Annotated in this window: 22 protein-coding genes and 1 pseudogene; 6 read left to right on the forward strand and 17 right to left on the reverse strand. The window is 61.1% G+C overall.

Translation table 11 applies throughout. From position 1 onward, the window contains the following. Positions 1 to 10 precede the first annotated feature (10 nt). From OUZ52_RS03170 to OUZ52_RS03185, 4 genes and pseudogenes are all read left to right on the forward strand, one after another. Positions 11 to 667: a His/Gly/Thr/Pro-type tRNA ligase C-terminal domain-containing protein gene (locus OUZ52_RS03170; protein ID WP_266156850.1), complete on the forward strand. Its 657-nt coding sequence runs from the start codon at positions 11 to 13 to the stop codon at positions 665 to 667. Positions 668 to 775: 108 nt separating this feature from the next. Beyond that, positions 776 to 2,071 carry an argininosuccinate lyase gene (argH, locus tag OUZ52_RS03175; protein WP_266156851.1) on the forward strand — a complete coding sequence of 432 codons (1,296 nt, stop codon included), beginning with the start codon at positions 776 to 778 and terminating at the stop codon, positions 2,069 to 2,071. A 6-nt stretch (positions 2,072 to 2,077) separates the two neighbouring features. Further along, positions 2,078 to 3,188, forward strand: a pseudogene (gene proB / locus OUZ52_RS03180) (glutamate 5-kinase). Positions 3,189 to 3,217: 29 nt separating this feature from the next. Beyond that, complete coding sequence (locus OUZ52_RS03185) at positions 3,218 to 4,489, forward strand: glutamate-5-semialdehyde dehydrogenase (protein WP_266156875.1); 1,272 nt, start codon at positions 3,218 to 3,220, stop codon at positions 4,487 to 4,489. 72 nt (positions 4,490 to 4,561) lie between these two features. On the opposite strand, the gene kynU is transcribed toward OUZ52_RS03185, so the two are convergent. The 4 genes from kynU to OUZ52_RS03205 form a co-directional block, all read right to left on the reverse strand. Next, positions 4,562 to 5,836, reverse strand: coding sequence for a kynureninase (kynU, locus tag OUZ52_RS03190; RefSeq protein WP_266156852.1), 1,275 nt, complete (start codon positions 5,834 to 5,836; stop codon positions 4,562 to 4,564). Positions 5,837 to 5,965: 129 nt separating this feature from the next. Then, positions 5,966 to 6,469, reverse strand: coding sequence for a hypothetical protein (locus OUZ52_RS03195; RefSeq protein ID WP_266156853.1), 504 nt, complete (start codon positions 6,467 to 6,469; stop codon positions 5,966 to 5,968). Positions 6,470 to 6,509: 40 nt separating this feature from the next. Then, complete coding sequence (locus tag OUZ52_RS03200; RefSeq protein WP_266156854.1) at positions 6,510 to 7,520, reverse strand: amidohydrolase family protein; 1,011 nt, start codon at positions 7,518 to 7,520, stop codon at positions 6,510 to 6,512. A gap of 195 nt (positions 7,521 to 7,715) precedes the next feature. Next, the gene (locus OUZ52_RS03205) at positions 7,716 to 9,800 is read right to left on the reverse strand and encodes an FUSC family protein (protein ID WP_266156855.1); all 2,085 of its coding nucleotides are present in this window, start codon (positions 9,798 to 9,800) and stop codon (positions 7,716 to 7,718) included. A 427-nt stretch (positions 9,801 to 10,227) separates the two neighbouring features. Here OUZ52_RS03205 and OUZ52_RS03210 point away from each other — a divergent pair, with 427 nt between their 5' ends. Together OUZ52_RS03210 and OUZ52_RS03215 are read left to right on the forward strand one after the other, a co-directional pair. Next, a complete protein-coding gene (locus OUZ52_RS03210; protein WP_266156856.1) occupies positions 10,228 to 10,770 on the forward strand; it encodes a TetR/AcrR family transcriptional regulator in 543 nt (180 codons plus the stop codon). 308 nt (positions 10,771 to 11,078) lie between these two features. Further along, positions 11,079 to 11,744, forward strand: a complete 666-nt coding sequence (locus OUZ52_RS03215) for a hypothetical protein (protein ID WP_266156857.1) — start codon at positions 11,079 to 11,081, stop codon at positions 11,742 to 11,744. A gap of 440 nt (positions 11,745 to 12,184) precedes the next feature. On the opposite strand, the gene OUZ52_RS03220 is transcribed toward OUZ52_RS03215, so the two are convergent. The 13 genes from OUZ52_RS03220 to OUZ52_RS03280 form a co-directional block, all read right to left on the reverse strand. Further along, positions 12,185 to 13,021: a hypothetical protein gene (locus OUZ52_RS03220; RefSeq protein ID WP_266156858.1), complete on the reverse strand. Its 837-nt coding sequence runs from the start codon at positions 13,019 to 13,021 to the stop codon at positions 12,185 to 12,187. Between the two features lie 56 nt (positions 13,022 to 13,077). Then, complete coding sequence (gene efpL / locus OUZ52_RS03225; RefSeq protein ID WP_266156859.1) at positions 13,078 to 13,641, reverse strand: elongation factor P-like protein EfpL; 564 nt, start codon at positions 13,639 to 13,641, stop codon at positions 13,078 to 13,080. A gap of 84 nt (positions 13,642 to 13,725) precedes the next feature. Further along, complete coding sequence (locus tag OUZ52_RS03230) at positions 13,726 to 14,568, reverse strand: hypothetical protein (RefSeq protein WP_266156861.1); 843 nt, start codon at positions 14,566 to 14,568, stop codon at positions 13,726 to 13,728. Positions 14,569 to 14,582: 14 nt separating this feature from the next. Further along, positions 14,583 to 15,350 (reverse strand): SDR family NAD(P)-dependent oxidoreductase, encoded by a 768-nt coding sequence (locus OUZ52_RS03235; protein ID WP_266156876.1) that lies wholly within the window; start codon positions 15,348 to 15,350, stop codon positions 14,583 to 14,585. Positions 15,351 to 15,819: 469 nt separating this feature from the next. After that, entirely contained in the window at positions 15,820 to 16,254 is a 435-nt protein-coding gene (gene yiaA, locus OUZ52_RS03240; RefSeq protein WP_266156862.1) for an inner membrane protein YiaA, read from the reverse strand. A gap of 106 nt (positions 16,255 to 16,360) precedes the next feature. Beyond that, positions 16,361 to 16,921: a GNAT family N-acetyltransferase gene (locus tag OUZ52_RS03245; RefSeq protein ID WP_266156863.1), complete on the reverse strand. Its 561-nt coding sequence runs from the start codon at positions 16,919 to 16,921 to the stop codon at positions 16,361 to 16,363. Next, positions 16,918 to 17,385 (reverse strand): GNAT family N-acetyltransferase, encoded by a 468-nt coding sequence (locus OUZ52_RS03250; RefSeq protein WP_266156864.1) that lies wholly within the window; start codon positions 17,383 to 17,385, stop codon positions 16,918 to 16,920. Before OUZ52_RS03250 ends, OUZ52_RS03245 begins: the two co-directional genes overlap by 4 nt. Beyond that, positions 17,382 to 17,990 (reverse strand): YdeI/OmpD-associated family protein, encoded by a 609-nt coding sequence (locus OUZ52_RS03255; protein ID WP_266156865.1) that lies wholly within the window; start codon positions 17,988 to 17,990, stop codon positions 17,382 to 17,384. Before OUZ52_RS03255 ends, OUZ52_RS03250 begins: the two co-directional genes overlap by 4 nt. Positions 17,991 to 17,998: 8 nt before the next feature. Beyond that, complete coding sequence (locus OUZ52_RS03260; RefSeq protein ID WP_266156866.1) at positions 17,999 to 18,487, reverse strand: GNAT family N-acetyltransferase; 489 nt, start codon at positions 18,485 to 18,487, stop codon at positions 17,999 to 18,001. A gap of 52 nt (positions 18,488 to 18,539) precedes the next feature. Further along, positions 18,540 to 19,439: a hydroxymethylglutaryl-CoA lyase gene (locus OUZ52_RS03265; protein ID WP_266156867.1), complete on the reverse strand. Its 900-nt coding sequence runs from the start codon at positions 19,437 to 19,439 to the stop codon at positions 18,540 to 18,542. Positions 19,440 to 19,526: 87 nt separating this feature from the next. Continuing rightward, positions 19,527 to 21,515 (reverse strand): acetyl/propionyl/methylcrotonyl-CoA carboxylase subunit alpha, encoded by a 1,989-nt coding sequence (locus tag OUZ52_RS03270; protein ID WP_266156868.1) that lies wholly within the window; start codon positions 21,513 to 21,515, stop codon positions 19,527 to 19,529. A gap of 137 nt (positions 21,516 to 21,652) precedes the next feature. Continuing rightward, positions 21,653 to 22,171, reverse strand: a complete 519-nt coding sequence (locus OUZ52_RS03275; protein ID WP_266156869.1) for a cupin domain-containing protein — start codon at positions 22,169 to 22,171, stop codon at positions 21,653 to 21,655. 66 nt (positions 22,172 to 22,237) lie between these two features. Further along, positions 22,238 to 22,624 (reverse strand): VOC family protein, encoded by a 387-nt coding sequence (locus OUZ52_RS03280; protein ID WP_266156870.1) that lies wholly within the window; start codon positions 22,622 to 22,624, stop codon positions 22,238 to 22,240. Positions 22,625 to 22,718: the final 94 nt, after the last annotated feature.

The following is a 22,718-nucleotide window of genomic DNA, read 5'->3' on the forward strand; positions in this document are numbered from 1 at the left end:
TGAATCCACGGTGTTTTGCGATCGAAGCCTGCTTGGGCTGAAAGCTCCCGCTGCGGATGTCGACTTCGATGGCGATCTGAGTGCGTTGATCGACCCTTGGAGCAAGCCTTATGCCGCCACCGAAGACGTGCACGACATTGCACGTTTCGAGCGCGAGGTGCCGCTTGAGCGGCAATTGCGCACGCGCGGTATCGAAGTGGGGCAGATCTTTTATTTCGGTACCAAGTACTCCGAGCCCATGAAAGCGCTGGTGACCGGCCCCGACGGGGTCGATCGACCGATTCATGGCGGTTGCTACGGGGTGGGTGTATCGCGTTTGCTCGGCGCCATCATCGAAGCTTGTCACGACGAGCACGGCATCGTCTGGCCCGATGCCGTGGCGCCGTTCCAGGTCGGCTTGATCAACCTGCAGCAAGGCGATGAACAAACCGATGCAGCTTGCGAGCAGATCTACTCCAAGTTGGCCCAGGCGGGTATCGATGTGCTTTACGACGATACCCAGGAGCGTGCTGGCGGCAAGTTCATGCAGATGGATTTGATCGGCCTGCCTTGGCAGTTGATCGTCGGCACCCGTGAGCTGAAAAACGGCAAGATTGAATTGAAGCGACGCGCGAATGGGCTGCGCGAGACGCTTCCCATCGACGTTGCGCTAGCCCGGTTGTTATAGGTACATGCGTTATAGGTACATGCTGCGCGTGATTGAGCGCAGTCATGGCCACTATTTACACCTTTTGCCCCCAGCCTGGGCTCTGAACCAACTTTGCAGGACATAGAAATGACTCAGCCGCTATGGCAGAAAGCCAATATCAAGATCGATGCCCGCATCATGAAATTTCTGGCCGGCGACGATGTGCTGCTCGATCGTGAATTTTTTCTGCATGACATCACCGCCAGCAAGGCGCATGTCGAGGGCTTGGCCCATATCGGTGTGGTGAGCGCTGATGAGGCGGTGGCATTGAAGCGTGAGCTGGATATGCTGGCGGTCGATTTCCGCAGCGGTGATTTCGTTTTGGACGAACGCTACGAAGACGGCCACTCGGCGATCGAGGCACGGCTTACCGAACGTCTTGGCGATGCCGGGCGTCGAGTTCATACCGGCCGTAGCCGCAACGACCAGATTCTGGTGGCGACACGGTTGTGGCTGAAGGACCAGCTGGCGGCACTGGAAACGCATTGCCGCGCGATTGCCGAGGTCTGCCTGCAGCGCGCGGCGCAGCCGGCGCTGCCATTGCCGGGGTACACCCATTTGCAGCGTGCGGTGGTGTCATCCACCGGCATGTGGTTTGCCGGCTTCGCCGAGGGCTTTATCGACAACGTACTGCGCGCGCGTCAGACCGCCGCGCTAATCGATGCCAACCCGCTGGGCACTGCGGCGGGTTACGGTGTGAACATGAAGCTGGATCGTGAGCACACCACCGCGGCGCTGGGTTTCTCGCGCATGCAGATTTCGCCGATTTATGCCCAGCTGTCCCGCGGCAAATTTGAAATGGCCGTGCTTGAGGCCATTGCCGGTGCCTTGCTCGACCTGCGTCGGCTGGCCTGGGATTTGTCCTTGTTCACTACCGCGGAATTCAACTTCGTCAGCTTGCCGTCGGAGTACACCACCGGTAGTTCGATCATGCCGAACAAGCGTAACCCGGACGTAGTGGAGCTGCTCCGCGCCAGTTATGCCAGCGTGGCGGCGGCGCGCACGGAGATCGAGCAATTGCTGTCGCTGCCTTCGGGTTATCAGCGTGATCTGCAGTTCTCCAAAGGTTCGTTGTTTCATGGTTGCCGTCATGGTTTGGCGGCATTGGAGCTGGTACCGGATCTATTGGCACGCATGCAATGGAACGAGGCACCGATGCGCGCGGCGATCGAGCCGGCGATGTACGCCACCGATGTGGCGATTGAGCAGGCGGCGGCGGGTGTGCCTTTTCGCGATGCCTACCGTGCCGCCGCCGAGGCTGCCAACAACGCCGGCCAGGGGCGTACACCCGAGAGCAGTCTTGCGGCGCGGGTATCGCCTGGCGCCGGCCATGATCTGCGACTGGATGAACTCACGGCGCGTTTGCGCCAACTCGACAGTTGAACTGAGATGACCACGCCAGGCCACCTAGCAAACGAGCCGCGCTTACCCGCATCTGCACTGCCGAGCTGGCGCCGTGCCGTGCTCAAGGTGGGCAGCAATTTGCTCGCCGCGGACGGCGGTGGCCTCACCTCACGGCACGCGCAGGCCTTGGCTGCGTTCATTACCAGCAGCCATGCGCAAGGCCGGCAGGTGGTGCTGGTGTCTTCCGGAGCGGTGGCGGCGGGGCTGGCGTTGATGCGTGAACGCCAGCCGGCGAGCGGCGATATGGCTGCACGGCAAGCGCTGGCTGCGCTCGGCCAGGCGCCGATGATTGCGCTGTGGCAAAGCCTGTCGGAGCGGCCGGTCGCGCAGGTGCTGCTGACCCATGACGATTTGCGCAATCGCCGCCGCTATCTCAACGCACGTGCCACGCTGCGTGAGCTATTGCTGCTGGACGTGTTGCCAGTCATCAACGAGAACGACACGGTGGCGGTAGATGAGTTGAAACTGGGTGACAACGATAATCTCGCCGCTATTGTCGCGGCGCTGGTCGATGCGGACTTATTGCTGATCGCCTCGGATATCGATGCGCTGTACAGCGCAGACCCGCGGCGCGAATCCACCGCGCAGCCGATCGCTCATGTCTCCGCATTGACACCGCACCGGTGGCATGCGCACCAAGCTGGAGGCGGCCAGCAAAGCCGGTGCTGCCGGTATTCCCACCGCTCTGTTCCATGGCGGCCACGCTGCTACGGTGCGGGCTTTGGCGCAGGGCCAGTTACACGGCACCTTGATCGATGCCTCCAGCAGCCGCATGCAGGCGCGTAAATACTGGTTGCGTCATGCGCCGGCGGCGCCGGGACGAATTCGCGTGGATGCCGGCGCGGCGGATGCTCTGGCAGGTGGCCGTGCCTCGCTGCTACCCGGTGGCATCCTCGGTACCGAGGGTGAATTCCAGCGTGGAGACATGGTGGAAATCGTCGATGCCGAGCATCGATCAGTGGCGCGTGGGCTATGCCAATACAGCGTCGCCGATGTGCGCCGCCTGGCCGGTCGACATAGCCGCGAGATCGAAGCGCAGCTGGGCTATAGCTATGGGGTCGAGGTCGTACATCGCGACGATCTGGTCGTGGTTTGAGTGGAGGCAGGCTGATGAGCGCAGCACCGATGGACTCTATCCGCGTACAGGCATTGGCTTGTCGCGATGCGGCGCAAGTCGTCGCCGAGCTGGATACGTCGGCGAAGCGACAGCTGTTGCTGTCGATGGCCGATGCCTTGCAAGCGCAATGCACTGCCGTGCTCGCCGCGAATGCCTTGGATATGCAGCAGGCCGATGCCAAGGGTGTGCAAGCTGCGTTGCTCGACCGTCTGCGACTGGACCCGCAGCGAGTTGCTGCGATTGCGGTCTCGCTGCGCGAGGTCGCGGTCTTGCCTGATCCAGTCGGCGTGGTGACTCGCCGCGAGACGCGGCCTAATGGTTTGTCAGTGGCGCGTGTGCGGGTGCCTTTGGGGGTGGTGGCGATGATTTACGAAGCTCGCCCCAATGTCACGGCAGATGCCGCCGCGTTATGCCTGATGGCCGGCAACGGCGTGATTTTGCGTGGCGGTTCCGAAGCGCGGCATTCCAACGCGGCGATTGCCGCGGCGCTGCAGCAGGCGCTTGAGGCTCACGGGATGCCTGCCGCCGCCGTCACCCTGGTCGCTGACCCCAGTCGCGAGACGATGATCGAGTTGTTGCAGCTCAGCGATATAGTCGACCTGGCCATACCGCGTGGCGGTGAGGGGCTGATCCGCTTTGTCACCGAACATGCGCGCGTGCCGGTGATCAAACACTACAAAGGCGTTTGTCATCTCTATGTCGACCGCGCCGCGGATATCGCACTGGCCTTGAATCTCTTGGTCGACGGCAAGGCTTCGCGCCCGGGTGTCTGCAATGCGCTGGAAACGCTGTTGGTGCACAAGGATATTGCCGCCGACTTTTTACCGCGCGCCGCTACGGCGTTGGGGCGACGTCAGGTCGAGCTGCGCGGCTGCGAGCGTACGCGCCAGCTGCTGCCCGCACTCACGCCGGCTGAGGAGGCCGACTACGCAGCGGAGTATCTCGATCTGATTCTCGCCGTGCGCGTGGTCGATGATCTGGACGCCGCGCTGGCGCATATCCGTCGCTATGGCTCGGACCATACCGAGGTCATCGCGACTCGCGACGAAGCCATCGCGGAACGTTTTGTGCGGGCGATTCGCTCAGCCGTGGTGATGGTCAACGCCTCGTCGCGTTTTTCCGACGGTGGCGAGCTGGGGCTGGGCGCGGAAATCGGCATCTCCACCACGCGTTTACACGCCTACGGCCCGATGGGGGCCGAGGCTTTGACAGTGGAGCGCTTTGTGGTGCGTGGCGCAGGGCAGGTGCGCCACCCGCAAAGTGTGCAGCAAGAGGGGTAACGCGTCGTTTCAGCGGCAGTACTTGCTGTTTACCGAGCGCAGCGATAAGACGAACGTTCGCGCTCGATAGAGTCAGCCATGCCAGCGCGAGACGGCCTCGATGAAGGCGATGCAGTCGCTGTAGCGGTTATATAGCGGCGCCGGTGAAATACGGATCACATCGGGCTCGCGCCAATCGCCAACGATGCCGTGCTGCATCAGATATTCGAACAGATCACGGCCGCGCTCGCGGCCGCCGCTAACGCGAATCGATAGCTGGGAGCCGCGGCGAGACGGTTCGCTGGGCGTCACAATGTCCAGCACGTCAGCCAGTTGCGTACGCACCAGCCAATCCAGGTAGCCGGTGAGCTTGAGCGACTTCTCGCGCAAGCGCTGCATGCCGGCACGCCGGAAAATTTCCAGCGATACCCGTAATGGCACCAAGGCGAGAATCGGTGGATTGGACAGCTGCCAGCCGTCGGCGCCGGGGATGGGCACGAATTGCGGACCCATCTGGAAACGGCTGCTTTTGTCGTGGCCCCACCAGCCCGCGAAACGCGGCAACGCGGCGTTAGCGTGGCGCTCGTGTACGAAGGCGCCGGCAACCGCGCCGGGGCCGGCATTGAGGTATTTGTAGCTGCACCAGATAGCAAAGTCCGCACCGCTATCGTGCAGTTGTAGTGGCACGTTGCCCACCGCATGAGCGAGGTCAAAACCAACCCGGCAACCGTGGCGATGGGCGAGCTCGGCGATCGCCTTGAGATCGAAGACCTGGCCGCTGCGGTATTGCACCCCAGGCAACATGACCAGGGCAATGCGTGAGCCATGCTCGGCGAGCGTACGTTCGATCGCCTGCATCGAGATCGTGCCGTTGGCTTCATCGCCTTCCAGCTCGATCAGCGAGCTGGCCGGGTCATAGCCGTGAAAGCGGATTTGCGATTCCACCGCATAACGATCGGTGGGAAATGCGCCGCCCTCGATCAGGATGGCGTGCCGCTCGGCGCTGGGGCGATAAAAACTCACCATCATCAGGTGCAGGTTCACGCCCAGCGTATTCATGGCAACCACTTCGGCGGGCTTGGCACCGACCACCAGGGCGAGGTCATCACGGACAAATTCGTGATAATCCAGCCACGGCAGTTCGCTCTTGAAATGGCCTTCCACGGCTAGCTCGCCCCAGCTATCCAGTTCGACGCTGATCGCTGCACGCACCGCACGCGGTTGCAGGCCCAGCGAGTTGCCGCAGAAATAGTAGCCGTCACGTCCATCATGCGGAGGGATCAGGAACTCGTCGCGGAATGCGCGCAACGGATCGGCGGCATCCTGGGCTTGAGCCCAGGCGAGGGTGGCTTCGTAAGGGAAAGACATCGGCAAGTTCTCAAGCGGAGCGGATTGCTCCTCTCCCGCTAAGAGGGAGAGGCTGAGCAGCTGGCGTTTACCGTCATGTTCGCTGCTTCTTCAGCGTGGCTGACACAAGCAGGGGGACGGCAGACGGCGTTACTTCAGGCGTGCGGCGATGGCGTCACAGCCTTGGTCGAAGGCTGTTTTCCAGGCCGGGCCGGCCTGGCTTTGCGCAGGGCGCACGCAACGCAGCTGGATCGCATGATTGTCCTTGAACCAATAGCGTTCGCTGTAGCTGAACTGTGCGCCGTTTTCTTGCGCGGTATACGAGTAGCTATTGGGCGCCGTGCTGGCGGCAGCCTGATAGCCGGCCAGCCCTTTGGCTTTTTCCGTCGCGCTGGTCATGTATTGCTGAAACGCCTTGACGTCGCTGGCCTGTTTCACCGTAACGGTGACCCGAGCCAGGCTGGTAGCGGCGGTCGGGGACGGGTCAGGTACCTGGAATACGCGTACTTCGGGGTCACCCTGAGTCTCCATGATGCCAACCCATTGATCGGGCGTGCTGAAGCTGACGCTGCCACTGGCCATGCTGACATCGGTTGCGTGGAGGCTGCCTACCAGTAGCAGGCCAGTCAGGACGGTATTGCGCAAGAAGCTCATGCCTACTCCGGGGACAGTGTGTTGAACGGTGGATGGTCGATCAGGGTGAAAAGCGTTGCTGCGGCAGTCCAAGCCATTCCAGCGCGGTGCCGTGAAACAGCCGGGCACGGCTGTTGTCATCCAGGCCCAGGGCCTCGATACCGCTGCCAGGGTGTTGCTCGCCCAGCGGGAAAGGATAGTCGGTACCAAGCATCACACGGTCGACGCCGGTCACATCCAGCAAGTAACGCAACGCTTGCGGGTCGTGTACGCAGGAGTCGAAGTAAAGCCGTTTGAGATACTCGCGCGGGTTGCGTGGATTGTCGGTAGCGACCAGGTCGGGACGCATGCGAAAACCATGCTCGATGCGGCCAATGGTCCATGGGAAGCTGCCGCCGCCGTGGGCCATCATTACGCGCAGCTTCGGCAACCGTTCCAACACCCCGCCGAACACCAGGCAGCAGGCGGCGCGCGATTGTTCGGCAGGCATACCGACCAGCCAGGGCAACCAGTATTTGGGCATGCTTGGCGCGCCCATCATGTCCCAGGGGTGCACCAGCACTGCAGCGCCAAGATCGGCTGCGGCCTCGAAGAACGGAAACAGCTCAGGTGCATCGAGATTCCAGTCGTTGCAGTGCGAGCCTATTTGCACGCCTTGCAGACCGAGCTCGTCGATGCAGCGTTCCAGTTCGCGAATGGCCAGTTCGGGCGATTGCAGCGGCACAGTGCCGATCCCGGCGTAATGACGCGGGTAGTCACGGCACAGGCTGGCGGCGTGATCGTTCAAATGCCGGTGCAGTTCCAGCGCTTGGTAGCCCGGTGCCCAATACGAGAACAGTACCGGCACGGTAGAAATCACCTGCACATCGACATCGAAGCGTGCGTAGTCGTCGATGCGGTGCTGTGGATCGAAAGCGGAATCCCATACTTCTCGAAAGAATTTGCCGTCCTTGTAAATCCGGTGATGACCGTCGGTATGGGTCATCACCGGAAAACGCTCGTCGTTGAATTTGACCGCGAGATTCGGCCAGTCGCGGGGCAGGATGTGCGCGTGGGTGTCGATTTTTAGCATCTGCGCAGTGTAGAACTTCCGCCGAATGGCGTCGCCATGGCACGCCGGCACGGGGCCGGCAGCAAGAGCTGCCAGGGCCGTTGTCTGGGGGCACGGTTTTTGGCGAGGCGGGCAGGGTTGGTCGTGATCGTCCACGAACAGCTGTTTGGTACTGGGATTGGGCCAGCCAGGCGCTCTTGCGAAGCAGGCCGGCGGCTAGGCCGCTGTAAGCGTTTTCTGCTGGGCGCGGTCCACGATATGGGCCAGGGTATTCACGTTATCGACCAGGCGGTCGCTGATCCGCCCGAGCAAGTCGGCGGTTTGTTTGTTTTCAGCCATGCTCAGCAGGGTGCTCAGGCTGCGCTGTAGCGCCCGCAGATCTGGCAGGGCTTGCGTGGTGCGATGCTCGCGCAAGGCGTCGGCGGTCGCATGCAGGGCGGCGGCCACGTGCTCGACAAAACTGTTGATCTCGGCTTGCTCGGGGACGGTGTCGTGATCGCCGACCAGGGCCTCCAGGGTCATCGCCGTGCGGGCCAGGCGATTGCCATTGGTGAACAGCGCGTTGGCAAGGTCCATCAACTCGGTCGGCGTGGCAGGTTCGGCACGCATCCGATCCAGCGAGGCCTGGGCATTGGTGCGGGCGGTACGCGCCGCCGTGCGGGCCTCACGGTGGGCATCGGCTTGATCGGGCCGGCTCAACGCGCGCAGATAGTTGGCATAAGCCGCCAGCATGTTGGCCAGTGCGGCGCGCGCGCGGCCGCGCTCCCAGGTAGGCCATAGCACATAGGCCAACAAGGCCATGCCGCTGCCTAGCGCGGTGTTGATGACGCGATCGAGTACGGCGTCGCTGGAGTTCACACCGACGAACGAAAGAAAGATAACCACCGTGCCGGTCAGTGCCGCCACGGCGATGCCGTAATGGGCTGTGGCGAGGTAGCGAAACGCCATGCACAGCACGCCCATCAAGGCTAGTTGGCCGTAAGGCTCATGCGGCATGAAATGCAGCAGGGCGGTGGTCAGGATCAGGCCGAGCACGGTGCCGACCACCCGCAGCAGACCAAAATTAAAGGTGGCGGCGAAATCTGGGCGCAGCACGATGGCTGCGGTCATGGGTATCCAGTAGCCGTGCTCTAGCTTCAGTTGGTGCGCGGCCAGTAACGCGGCACTCAGGCAAACCGCGCTGCGCACCGCGTGCCGGAAGGCTACAGATTGAGGGGTAAGGTTGGCGCGCAACGTGGCCAGGGCCGAATTACTGCGCAGTGCGGCCGGCAGTGGGGTTTCGGCGGCATCGGCGCGTAGTTCGCCGCGGCTGCCGGCCCAGTTGGCATTGCGCACGGCCGCCGCGAGCTGGCCGGAAAGGGCGTGGATATGCGTGGCCAAACCGTCGGCTCCGCCACCATCGCCAAGCAGCGCGTTTTCACTGGCCTGCAAGGTTTGCAGCGCACGTTCGGCCTGCAGCGGCGAATCGCCCAGCTCCAGTGCATCGGCAATCGCCGCCAGCACGCGCGCGGCGTCGTTACGAAACATGGTGTGGATGGTCGGGTTCGCCCGGAGTTCGGCCATGGCGGTGAGCTCAAGCCGAATCCGCTCGGCCAGCTCCAGCAACACGCCGAAGGCCTCCATGGCCCGGCCGCGGGCGTGGTGACGCCCGAGCAGGGTGTGCTGCAGGCCGGTCATGGCATCGGTCAGTGCCGGGATATCGGCATCGTCATGCGCCTGCTGCCGGGCCAGCGATGACAGCCCTCGATAGACGCCGGCCAGCGCATGCCGCTCCGGCCGATAACGCTGCAGCGGCCACGCCGCGACCGAAAACAGTGTAAGCAACAGGCCGCCGCTGAAGATCAGCAATGCCCCGCTGATCGCCCCAAGTAATGATGTCGGCGAGGCTGCGGTAACCACCAGCAGAATCATGCTGGTCATGCCGACGCGGGCGATATCGACGCCAAACACCACCAGCAAACCGCCAAAAAAACCGAACGCGGCGGTGGCGATGAGCATGGGCAACAGCTGATCGCCAATCAAAAAACCGCATAAGGAAGCCAGGCCAGCCGCCAGCGACGCCAATATCAATTGCCACATGCGCTGGCGATAAGGCCCGGGCTGATCGGAAAACATCGTGTCCAGCGCACCGGCAGCCACACCCAGGCCAATCTCGGTGTGACCGCTGGCCAGGCCTATGCCCAGGGGTAGCACCACAGCAGCGGTATTTCGCAGTACGACGCGCAGCGGCACGTCTGGGCGTTTGATCTTGGTGAGGCTTTCTACAACCGTGGCGCGTAGCGAGTAGCCGCTGGCTGGCATGGGATTTCGCTCGCTCCTAAACGGTCGTTCCTGACAATCGAGCGATTCTGCCTGAGCCAGGCTGAAGTTGTCTGGAAATCCAGATGGCTTTCACAGCGAACTGTTTCAGTGTGTTTTGCGACCCGCGTTCAGCCACCCTGCATACCTCGTCGGCGCGGCCATGTCGCAGATTCCGGCAATGCCCGTCAGGGGGCGGATTTGCCACCGCAAAAAGCCGATTTGCTGTGGCATCGAAGCGGACGTAGTTGGCATAGGCAGTAAGCCGTATGGAGATCTAAATCCGAGCCATTGAAAATCCCGGTAGAGTACGACCACCGTGCTGGTGACGGCCGAGAGCCCTGGCTTTGTGATGGCGCTATTGCGCCTTGTTGACACGAGACAGGCTTGAATCGTCATGGATCTCAGCAGACCTACCTGGAATACCCGCATGAAAACCGATTCATCTCACTTGATTAAGGTGTCGCTGTCGCTGTTCCGCAACAAGGGCTACAAGCGCACGTCGATGGCAGACATTGGTCGCGCCAGCGGCTTGTTAAAAGGCAGCATTTATCATCATTTTGCGAACAAAGAGCACCTGTTGGTCGAGGTCATCGGCCACGTTATCGAGCTGTTCGAGGATGAAGTTTTTGCGCCGGCGCTGCGTACCGACATCAGTGAGAAAGACCGCCTGGGCGCGATGGTCGACGCCGTAGAGAGCTATTACATCGAGCACCGTGTTTGTGCCTTGGTGCATCTGTGGCCGGATGCCTTGCAAGAGAGCAAAGACGCGCGCGAGATTATTCAGCGTTTTTTCTTGCGCTGGCAGAGCGTGCTGGCAGAGTTGCTGGCGCCTCGTTACGGCAAGGATGAGGCGATGCGTCTGAGTGCCGACGCACTGGCAAAAATCGAGGGCGCGGTGATCTGGCTGCAAATTGTTGATGACGAAGACACTTTGCGGCGATGTTGTGATGCAGTTCGCAATCTGCTCTAGCTATTAATGGATTGCTTTACATCCTCAAATTTGTTTGGTAAAAAACCAAACGTTTGGTTTTGTAGTCCGGTGTAGTGAGCACTGTGAACAAGGGGGGAAACAGCCATGCCTTCTTTGATGGCGGATCTGGATCAACCTCGCAAGAAGGCGGTTAACGCCATGCGAGCAAGTCTTCCTGAAGACTTGTGGCAACGGAATGCAGCGTTTGTTGAGAATCTACGGCAATTGATCGCCGAGCATCCGATTGCCAAGCATCCCGCCATCAGCGTGCTTAACGGCGGCTCGTTGGAGAATACCGCCATGCGATCGTGCAGGTATTCACCGATGCCTTGTTGGCCGCGCAATTGCAAAGCCGTCAACTGGAGCCGCGCCTGCATCCGGGTGCCAAGCTGGTGCCGCGTTTCTTGCTGACCTTGAATGATCTGGACGAGTTCGGTTTTCGCCCTGGCCTGGATGTCGACGGTTACTACCGCGGCAATCCAGCCTATGCGCACTATCCGCTATTCGAGCGTGTGCTGGACGATTACGAAGTGACCCAGCAGGCGCGTAAGTCTTATGTGCCGAGTCAGTCATCGCAAAGTGTGCGTGAGTATCTTGAGCATAGCTACGGTAGCTATATCGACGTCGTGGTGCTGCTGGCTGCCGCCGAAGAGGAGGTGATTCTTTTCAGCCCTCCCTTGCGTGAAGCAACGCGCGCGTTGGGCATCGATGTCAGCGATGGTTATTACTTCGTGCATGGCGTCAGCGACGACACCATGGCCGAAGCGGCCGACGACGATCACGAAAATGATTTGTGGCTGATTCTTACCCAGGCGTTGACGCCCGATCAGTATCCGCGGGTGCAGGCACTGTGCCTGCGCTACTGCGATCTATGGGGGCAGTTCTGGAGTTATCAGCTGGCGCAATCACAGGCGACCGAAGAAATGCTCGATACGGTGGCGTTTCGTCCACCGGCTCTGGCAAGAGTCGGTTAACCCGAATTCGGTGCAGGACGGGGTTCAGGAAGGGTGTTGCGAGGACCAGCAACCCCAGTGGCACAGGGATGGGCTGTGGTGAATGGATGCGCCGCACTGGTCAATCACGCCGGTGTTTGATCAGGGGGAGGCGGGTTCGGCGTATGACGCGCCGAACCCGCTGGCTTGGAGGCCATGGGCGGTCAGCAAATCGATGGTCAACAAAATTCGCAGTAAAGAGTCAGCAAGGGCTTAGGCCCGAGCGGGCTCTGATTTCGGTATTGATGGTTGAGCAGAGTAGCTAGGTAGCCCGACCGAACTGCGCAGCATCGCGCGCGACGCGGCTATCGAGAAGCTTGGCGAGCCGTCACCCACTTCACTTCCTGGTGAGGTTCGCCCGCGTTTACCGCGGGCTTTTTTTTGCCTGACTGGAAGCCGTTGATTGCTTGGTTGCCGCGGTACTACTCCTCGGCTGCCGAGGGCGCGCGTGGGGTGATGTTGATCAGTGGTTTGCCGCTGGCGTCTTTCAGAACATGCGTCATGCTGGCGTCCCAGCGCTCGCTGATCTGTACCGGCAAGCCGGTAGTCGAGTCGTAGCAATGGAGTTCATCCCACACACAATGCTCCGGATATTGCGTGTTCGGGTTACGGTACTTCGCCAGGAGCTTGCTCAGGCGTGCCGGCAACTGCGTGCAGGCCGGGCTCTTTACGTGTGGTTCGGCGCAGCTAGCGCTTTGCGCCTCATAGGTGTTCAGATCTTCCGGGATCAACGGAATGGGAGTGCCGTCCTTGTCGTACATGCGCAGACGCGCGCTCACCCGAGCGTCATTCTGGTAGTGCCGGCGCAGGGTGCTTAAATCCTTGGTCAACGGATCACCGCAGCGTAGCTTGACCATCTTGCCCGTGGTCTGGGCGTCCTCGGTCGAACCATCGCCGCCGAACTCGCCGCCGAGAAATCCGCAGTGCTCCAGGCGATCACCCAGGGCGACGATATCCTTGGGCCAGGGGGCGAGGGATTCACCGCTGCGGGCGTCATAGGCGCTTAACCGTTGCACCGCGGCAGTATCGGCGGCATGGGCTGTGCGTAGCTCGGTGAGTCGCTGTGGCAGTGCGGCGCAGGCGTCATGAATGGCCGCTTCGATGGCTGCCGTCGAAGCATTCTTGTTGTCGCGCCGCCAGTGAAAGCAGGTTTCACTCGACGCGACAAAACGATCGATATCGCCGCTTGCAGGTACGTTGGTGGCTGCGCTGTTGGCAGCGGCGAGCAAGCTCGAAAGGAGCAGGGTAGCGATGGGCATGTGTTATCCATAAGCCAAGTATGGCCGCCATATCTATGGCGGCAGCTGGTGAACGATTACGCGCGTCCGGCAAACTCGCCAGTCACCGTGTTTACCCACACCTTTTCATCGTTGCTGATGTACTCGGGCACCTGGATCTCGACACCGGTATTGAGCTTGGCGGGCTTGGTCCGCTTGGTGGCGCTGGAGCCCTTCATTTCGGGTGCGGTATCGACCACCGTAAGCACCACGCTGTTTGGCACCTGCAAACCAACGGGTGCATCGTCGATCACTTGCACGTAATAGCCTTCCACGCCCTCGACGATGTAGCCGCTGTTGTCACCCACTAACTCGGGTGCCAGCAGGTACTGGGTGTAATCCTCGGCATCCATGAAGACAAAAGCACCATCGTCCATGTAGGAGAAATTAGCGGCGCGGCGCACCAGCTCCATTTCCTTCAGGTCGTCATCGGCGCGCATGCTGAGATCGAACTTGCGCCCGGCCGGGATCGAGTACAAGGTGAAGCGATAAGTGACATTGCCACCGCGCGCCGATGGCGAACTGCGCTCAATGTCACGCACCTGGTAAACGGTGCCGTCGTGTTCAACTACGTTGCCTTTCTTGACGTCGGAAGCTTTCATGGTCTTTGGCTTGGAATGAAGGTTGAAGAATGGGTGGGAAGCGCGGTGATGCGAGGCAGTGGCCGTTGGCTACCCTTGGCGCCACTATTTACAGCTTGGATTGGCATTCGAGCAGCTGATGAACTGACCGCTGTCATCGAGCTTTAAATGGGTCACCTTGCTGATCTTGCTTTGAGCGGTTCCCTGTCGTTCGTAGGTGGTAATCAAATAATTCTTGCTGATGTCAAAGCTGACGATGGATGAGTCGTCCATTTTGCCCAGCAGCTGCTTTGATACCCGCTGGTTGCCCTTGAATACATAGAGTTCATAGACATTGACGTCGGTTTCCGTTCTGCCCGCGAGAATGACTTTCAAGTCATGCAGGGCCGGCAGAAAGAAGACGGTGTCCATGCTTGTATCGATCTGTACTTTCAAGTCACTGCTCAGGTCACTTATCGGGTAGGCATGAAAACGGTCGTTACATTGGCTGTCTTTGCCTGAGCCGGTGGTGCATTGATAGTAAGTATCAAAGACAAACGGCAGAAGTGTGTTCGCGGTGGTCTCGGCGGCATCTTTGTTTTTACTGCTGAGGCAGCGCTGGACGAAACTCTGGTACTTCGCCTTATCGACATCTATTTTTTCGAGATGCTCATCATCGTTGGTGATGTCGTAGACACTATTTTTGTTGGTATCCAGAACCACCCAGCCGATGGACACTTGTTTGTCGGGATTGTCGGCTCCGACAGACAGTCTCACTTTGTAAACGCCGTGGTCGTTCTCGGCGATTTCCGCAGCGATGTCGCTCTTGTTCATGGCTGTTTTCAGGCCAGGTACCACCAGCTGTTTCAAGTCAGCCTGGCAGGCGGACGCGCTTGCATCCGCGGCATGGCCGGTGATGGAAAACAGCACGGCGGCGGCGAACAAGGCAGAGCGCAAGACCGTCTTCATCGAGCCCCCTTGCATCATTTTGGCTGCAGCCGTACCGCACCATCGAGGCGGATGGTTTCGCCGTTGATATAGCGATTGCCGAGGATAAAGGCGACGGTGCTGGCAAATTCCTCCGGCTTGCCCAGGCGCGACGGGAACGGGATCGACGCACTCAGCGACTCCTGTACCTGTGGCGGCATGCCGTCGACCATCGGGGTCCAGAAAATGCCAGGGGCGATCGTGGCAACGCGGATGCCAAAACGCGCCAACTCGCGGGCCATGGGCAAAGTCATGCCGACCACGCCACCCTTGGATGCCGAATAGGCGGCCTGGCCAATCTGGCCATCGTAGGCGGCGACCGATGCCGTGTTGATAATCACCCCGCGCTCGCCGTCTTCACCGGCCTCGTTGTTCTGCATCAGTGCCGCACCGGCCTTGGCGACGTTAAAGCTGCCGACCAGATTCACCATCACGGTGCTGGCGAAGGTGTTCAGCGGCATCGGGCCTTCTTTGCCCAGCACCCGGCCGGCGCCGAGGATGCCGGCGCAGTTCATCACCACGTTCAAGCCGCCCAGCGCATCGCGTGCGGCAGCGACATTGGCGGTGACGCCTTCCTCTGAGGTCACGTCGGTGCGGAAAAAGTGGGCATGTTCCCCCAGGGACTTGGCTGCCGCCTGGCCTTTCTCCTCGTTGACATCGAACAGCGCGACCTTGCCGCCATGAGCCACGAGATGCTGCGCCACGGCATGGCCGAGACCGGAGGCGCCGCCGGTAATGATCGCCTTGACCTGATTAAGCTGCATGAAACCCTCGGGAATGTCGTGAAAACGCCCATAGTAGCGGAGCCGGCCCGTGCGGTAACCGGGGGTGCTCCGGCGGCTGGCCAGTTCGGGGTTGAGGCGCTGGCCGCCTTGAATACACGCGCAAATTCCCGCGCCGGCCACGGTCCATGCCGTAGTGGCGCAAGACGCATCCCCGCTGGAAGCCAGACGTTTCCAGGCCACACCCGATGCCTTGACCCCATGCTTCGGGGGCTGGGTCAGGGGGATTTCTGCGCTAGGCCCAAGCTGTCGGTCGGCGTCGTATCGACGATGGCGACGCGGCTGGGCGAGTCAGATCGAATTGACGAGATCTTCTGGCCGGAGGCCGCGCAGAATGACATCTGCGCGACCCATGGCCGGTGCTTATGCGTGTAGAGGCATCGATGGTGGAATCGGGCGCCCGCATATACGGCCTAAGCGCCCGGCATGATCATCGAATATCGGCATGCCCTCAGGACGGGATGTCGTGGGACTCGATCCTGTTGCCGGCGCCATCGTCCTGGCTGTCGCGGGTGTTTTTCTGCACGGCGATCGCCGCGAACAGGGCTAGCGCAAACGACATGGCGTAGAACCCTTTTTCGCTCAACGTCAGCGTGGCGTTGAACAGACCTACCGTGAGCAAGGTCACGGCCAGTAGCACCGAAACCCAGCTCAAGCCGTAATAGATATTCGTTACTGGAATGCCTTCCTGGCGATCGCGCACGCTTTTTTGCACCGAGACCGCAGAGAACAGGCCATACATCAGGATGGTGAAGTAATAACCCTTTTCATTGAGTTGCATGCCGGCGTTCCATAGCCCGGCGATGAAGGCGATAAAGCCGATCAGCAAGGCTGCCCAGGATGCGGCAACGAAAGCAGCGGAGGGTTTCTGCGGGATGTATTTCACGATGCGCATTCCTTATGGCGTCAGTTCGTGCCGGGGGTGCCCGGCACAGGAGTATGGCGATGCCGACGGCGCCTCTTGCTCCAAGCCAGGCGCGCCGTGAGGCATCTTAAAGCAATGTCTGCAACAGCGGAGTATCCCGCAGCGTGCTAAAGGGCCGTATCGGCGACGGTGGGTTGCGCGGCGCTTGCAGCTCTTTTTGCCACACGCCCACATCCCACCATTGGCCCAGCTTATGACCCGCTTTGCGCCATACCCCGGCGTGGCTGAAGCCCATCGACTCATGCAGCGCCACGCTGACCTCGCCGGGCAGGGTGATCACGCCGACGGCCTGGTTGATGCCTTGCAGGCACATAGTGTCGAGCAGGGCGGTGTAGAGGCGGCGGGCAATGCCGCGTCGGCGCGCATCGGCATGTACATAAATCGAGGTTTCAGCGATCCAGTCGTAGGCCGCCCGTTCACGGAAACGGGTCGCGTAAGCATAGGCCAGCACCTTGCCATGCTCATCCCAGACCAGCCACGGGTAGTGCTGCAAGCGAGTACGGATGCGCTCGCGCATGGCTTCGGTACCGGGCAGTTCGTTCTCAAACGTAATGGCGCTGCCGGTAACTGCCGGTGCATAGATGGCGTGAATAGCCGCGGCATCTTCAAGCTCGGCGATACGAATCATACGAGGGCCTTTTCCATGCAGACGCTGCGCGGGTTGGCGTGATGGTCGCCAAAAGGCGGGCAGCGACGGTAACCGGCGCGTCCGTAAAGCTCCAGCGCTTCGGTTTGTGCGGTGCCGGTTTCGAGCCGGATCAGTTGGCCGCCATTGCGGCGAATCTGCGCCTCCAAGGCGTCCAGCAATTGCTTGCCCAGACCCAGGCCACGGCAGGCCGGCAATACATACATGCGTTTCACCTCCACATAGTCACCGTGGTCAATGCAGGCGCCACAGGCGACCGGCGCGCCATCGACGCGAGCGGTAATAAAGGTGACGTTGGGCTGCTGCAGTGCCAAGACCGAGACCGGGTGAATGTTTCCGGTCGGATAAAGCTCGGACAAATAGCCGTCCAACTGCTCGATCAGCGGATAGACATCGTCGGCACTGGGGTCATCGATGCGAAAGCTTAATTCGGGACGCTGGGTCATGCCATGTACTTCCAATTGCGCTGCTTGCCTTCGGCGAGCCATTCAAGGGCGGTAGCTAGCCGTTTGTGGCGGGTGGCCTCGGTCTTGGCTTCCGTGATCCATTCAATGTAATCGCGGCGGGCGCTGGGACTGAAGCGGTCGAAGCAGGTTTTGGCTTTGAGATGCTTTTTTTGTGCCAGCAGATCGGCGAGGTCGACGGGTAGGGCGGCCTCAGGTTTTGGTGCGCTCTTGGGGCGCTTTTGCTTGACCCCAGCCTCATTCAGTGCCATCGCCTGCTTGATAAAACTGACGAGTTTCTGCTTGCCTGGAAGATCCTTGAGCGAGGTGATTTTTCCAAATTGGCCCATGCCCTCATGGTCATCCCTGCTGCCTTTGTCCAGAATCTCTTTGGCTAGCCAGAAACCAAAACTGCAGTGCTGTTTGAACGCCGCCATCGAACACATCATGGCACCCCGGTAACCGAAATGCGGAAAGCCCCATTTCAGGGTTTCCTCGGTCTCTGGGCAGGCTGTGTGTACGACGTTGCGAAGGTACTCCAGGATGGGCTTGGCGAAGTCGGCAGACTTGGCGATGTAGGCATCGACACCGGCGTGGTGACCAGCCATAGACCCTCCTAAAGCTTACGGATAAAGAAACGGTCGCAGCTGAAGTGACCGGTACCGCCCATGGGGGCGCTCAAGGGGCTGAAGCCATGTCGCCGATAAAGCGCCTGGGCGGCATCCATCCCGGTGAGCGTCTCCAGATAGCAGCGACGAAAACCATGGCCGCGTGCTGTATCCAGACAACGCTGCATCATCGCACCGCCTGCACCCAGGCCGCGAGCCGCCGGCAGGAAATACATTTTTCGCAGCTCGCACACGTCGGCGTCGGCGTTTTCCAGTGGTGCGATGCCGCCACCGCCAAGTACGTGGCCATCCAGCTCCAGCACGAAGTAGGCGCAGCGGAGGCGCGCATAGGATTCGAACATGCGATCCACTTCCGCATCGTGAATCGCAAAGCCCGGGCCATCGGCGCCAAATTCGGGCATTACCGCGCGGATGATGGCGGCGACCGCCGCATTGTCTTGTGGCTCGATCGGGCGAATCTGAAAAGAAGTGCTCATGGCGTCGCTTTCAGCTTTCATCGCGATGACGGGATGTTGATGCGCGTTGTTCTCAGGCAGTGGCGGTACGCGCCTTGGTGACCCGGCTTGCGGTTTCTTTATGCAGTTGCGCCGCCAGCCAGGCACCGGTGGCGATCAACAGATCCAGATCGATGCCGGTATGCACGCCCATGCCGTGCAGCATGTAGACCACATCTTCGCTGGCGACATTGCCGGTGGCGCCCTTGGCATACGGGCAGCCGCCGGTGCCGGACACGGCACTGTCGACGACCCGTACACCTTCTTCAAGGCAGGACAGAATATTCGCCAGTGCCTGGCCGTAGGTATCGTGAAAGTGCACGGCGAGCGCGCTCATCGGGACTTCGCGCGCTACCGCTTGCAGCATGGCCCGCGCCTTGCTGGGCGTGCCGACGCCGATGGTGTCGCCCAGCGAGATCTCATAGCAGCCCAGTTCGTGCAGGCGGCGCGCAACGCGCACCACGTCGCTTACCGGCACCTCGCCCTGATAAGGGCAGCCGAGCACGGTGGAAACATAGCCGCGCACTTTGACGCCATCGGCCTTGGCGCGTTCAATCACCGGCATGAAACGCTGGATGGATTCGTCGATGGTGGCATTGATGTTTTTTTGATTGAATGCCTCGGAGGCGGCGGTAAACACCGCAATCTCGCCAGCCCCCGCGTCGCGGGCGCGCTGATAGCCTTGCTCATTGGGTACCAGTACCGGATAGCTCACCCCCGGCACTTTACGGATGCCGTGAAATACCTCGGCCGCATCGGCCAGCTGCGGTACCCACTTGGGGCTGACAAAACTGGTCGCTTCGATGGTCTTGAGTCCGGTGGAAGACAGCCGGTCAATCAGGGCGATTTTCACATCCGCGGGCAGCAGGGTTTTCTCGTTTTGCAGGCCGTCGCGGGCACCGACTTCGACGATACGGACTTCACTGGTATTCATGCCAAGCTCCACGTTGATATGCGCGCACTGGGTGCGCTGTAGCCAGCAAGCGGTGCCGTCATGGCACCGCTCGTCGCCCGCCCCGGGCTAGGGCGCAAAGCGCACCAGCACGGCATCGGCTTCGACAAAGTCGCCTTGAACCGCATGCACCTCTTCGATCGTGCCGGCACGCGGCGCCTTCAAGGCCAATTCCATTTTCATCGCCTCCATCACCAGCAACTCTTGGCCTTCTTCCACGCTGTCGCCCGACGAGGCCTTGACCAACACGATGCGCCCAGGCATCGGGGCGATGATCTGGTTGCCGCCTTTGCCTGCTTTCGATTCCCAGGCGAAGGCGGCGGCACGGCCGAAGCTATAACGCTGGCCGTTGCCGGCATGCAACAGCACATGCTCGGCGTCGACGCGTAACGGCAAGCGCAATGCCTCGCCATCGAAGCGTGCGCTCAGTGCTTCGCCGTCATGGCGCGCGCCGCGTACCTCGCAAACGGTGGCAGCATGCTGCAGGCGATAGTCCCCGTCGTGGCCATGGGCTTCGATGTCGTAGCGGGCATCACGCAACGAGAGCGCGACGATGCGTTTGCCGGCGTGGCCGATCCGCCAGGCATCGGCGCGTGCCCAGGGGGAGTGCGGGTCGCTGGGTCCGCCTTGCATGGCGCGTTCGTCGTGCAGCAACGCGGCGCTGGCGGCGGCAAACAATACGCTAGGTGCCGGCTCAGCATCGCCGGTCAGGAATTCTTCGAGATGGCGATCGAGATACCCCGTATCGATGCGCCCTTCGACAACGACCGGATGCCGGCTGAGCCGTTCGAGAAAGGCGATGTTCGACTTGGGGCCGATGATTTCGCATTGCGCGAGCGCTTCGCGTAGCCGCTGCAGGGCCTGGCTGCGATCGCGGTCATAGACGATGAGTTTGGCAATCATCGGGTCGTAGAAGATCGTGACAGTGTCGCCCTCGACCACGCCGCCATCGAGACGCACATGGCGTGACGGTGTCGGTAACCGCAGCGTCAGCAGCTTGCCGGAACCGGGCAGAAAGTTTTGATCAGGATCTTCGGCATACAGACGCACTTCGATCGCGTGGCCATGGGCGTGGACCTGTTCTTGTTTCAACGGCAGCGGCTCGCCGGCGGCGATACGCAACTGCCATTCGACCAGATCCAGCCCCAGGGTTTCTTCAGTGACGGGGTGCTCCACCTGCAGGCGCGTATTCATCTCCATGAAGAAGAATTCGCCATTCTGCGCAACGATGAATTCCACCGTGCCGGCGCCGACGTAGTCGACGGCTTTGGCGGCAGCCACGGCGGCGGCTCCCATGGCCGCGCGGCGCTGCGCATCGAGAAAGGGCGATGGGGTTTCTTCCAGTACTTTCTGGTAGCGGCGCTGGGCCGAGCACTCGCGCTCGTTGAGGTGGATCACGTTGCCGTGGCTATCGCCGAAAACTTGAAATTCGATATGCCGCGGATGTTCGACGTAGCGTTCCAGAATCACCCGGGTATCGCCAAAGGCGTTGGCCGCTTCGCGCTGCGCAGAGGCGAGCGCGTCGGCAAATTCTTTTGCTGTGCGCACGATGCGCATGCCTTTGCCGCCGCCGCCGGACGCTGCCTTGATCATCAGCGGGAAACCGGTCTTGCCCGCTTGCTCAGCGAGAAAGGCCGGTTCTTGATTGTCGCCGTGGTAGCCCGGCACCAGCGGCACCGTATGTTTTTCCATCAGCGCCTTGGCCGCGGCCTTGGAACCCATGGCGTCGATGCTTTCCGGCTTGGGGCCGATGAAGGCTATACCTGCCTCGGCGCAGGCGCGGGCGAAGCCGGTGTTCTCCGACAGAAAGCCATAGCCGGGATGAATCGCCTGCGCACCGGTGCGCTTGGCGACTTCGAGAATGGCATCGGCGCGCAAATACGAATCGGCAGGCCGTGGGCCGCCAATAGGCCATGCTTCATCGGCCAGCCGCACATGTTGTGCATGGGCATCGGCCTCCGAGTACACCGCAATGGTATGGATGCCGAGACGACGGCAGGTGCGGATCACCCGGCAGGCGATTTCGCCGCGGTTGGCAATAAGTACGCGCTCGAACATGCGGGATCCTTGACGCTACGCAGGCGGATGCAAAGTCGCTAAAACTAACAGATTGCTGCGCTGCCGCCGATGCGCGGCGCAGCATGAGCTGAGATGGAGCGAACTCCTGGCAGTGTTTCCAGGGCCCGGCTGGCGGCTTATTCGCCTTCCCAGTAATCGACCGATTCGCCGGTTCTGCCGACGCTGCGGAAGATCTGCGGTTTTCCCTGGGCATCGGCCGCAAATTCAGCGCTGATGGCGTATTTGTTGCTGTCCGGGTATTCGCATATCTCGGGCGACTGCCTGGTGCTGATGGCGAGATAACGCAGCTCGTCAGCACCGGTATTGATGATTTGATGCGCCGATTCCGGGCCGCCGGGCGGACAGGCGATGATGTCGCCCGCGCGAATCGCAGGGGTTTCATGGCCGATGCGTACTTCACCGCTGCCTTCGAGAATGAAGAACATTTCTTCGTTGATGCGATGGCAGTGAAAGGGGAAGCCACGTTTCCCCGGCGGCAACGCCGTGATGTTGTAGCCGAGTTTCTGCGCGCCCAGCTGCGGGGCGATCCAAGCCATGCGCGGCGCATAACGCTCGGCGGCGGCCCCGGTGGCGCCATAACCGGCGGGAAGTGGCTTCAGTTCGAGCTCGGCGATGTTGATGATCGGATGTGGCATGGATGTCTCGGGCCTACAGGTAGGGGATAGCACCCAGCGGCCGTGCCGATGGATGTCGGCGCGTTGTTACATCGGCTGGTGGCAGACCGCTTCGATGTTGTTGCCGTCTTGATCCAGCACGAAGGCGGCGTAGTAATGGGGGTGGTAATGCGGGCGCAGGCCAGGGGCACCATTGTCGCGGCCGCCGTGGTGCAGCGCCGCTGCATAAAACGCATCCACGCTGGCGCGGTCCTTGGCGGTCAAGGCGACATGCACGCCGTGGATCGGCGTGGATGTTTCGCTGATCCACAGGCTGGGTTTGCCGGCGCAGCCGAAGCCGGCATGGGCCCGGTCGCCGGTTTGCTCGGCAGTCACTTCCATCACCAGGCTGGCATCCAGCGGCGCCAGCGCCTGGGTATAAAAGTGTTTGCTGCGTTGGTAGTGGGAAACGTGCAAGCCAAGATGGTCGAGCATGGCGTGAGTCCTTGGGCCGGAGCGGAACACCATGCTAGCGCGGGGTGGGTTACACCGATGCGTTCCAGTTTGCAGCGCGTTTGTCGAGAAATGC

Source organism: Dyella silvatica (assembly GCF_026283955.1).
Lineage (GTDB): Bacteria > Pseudomonadota > Gammaproteobacteria > Xanthomonadales > Rhodanobacteraceae > Dyella_C > Dyella_C silvatica.